This is a genomic window from Methylobacterium nigriterrae, assembly GCF_037106235.1.
Taxonomy (GTDB): domain Bacteria; phylum Pseudomonadota; class Alphaproteobacteria; order Rhizobiales; family Beijerinckiaceae; genus Methylobacterium; species Methylobacterium nigriterrae.
Map to the genome: position 1 here is coordinate 1 of NZ_JBAWTG010001020.1, position 256 is coordinate 256.

Genomic DNA, 256 nt, shown 5'->3' on the forward strand with positions numbered 1-256 from the left:
CCTGATCGATACCAAGAGCAACGCTAACCTGCGCAACGCGCCGACGCTGACCGATGCCAACGTGGAATCGGCCAACATTGAGAGCCAGGTCGAGATCCTGAAGTCCGAGCGCATCATGCGGCGGGTGGTGGAGAGCGAAAATCTCGCCGACGACCCTGCCCTCATGGGCGGCCCGGTCGAGCGCACCATCGCCGAGGTGATGGATAGGGTCAAGTTCTGGAAGCGGCCGATCCCGACGATGCCGGGCGAGGACCCC

General features: G+C 64.1%; 1 protein-coding gene. It reads left to right on the forward strand.

What is annotated here, in order from left to right; translation table 11 throughout:
* A partial coding sequence (locus WDW90_RS40080; protein WP_336493115.1) for a hypothetical protein occupies positions 1-256 on the forward strand: 256 nt, incomplete at both ends.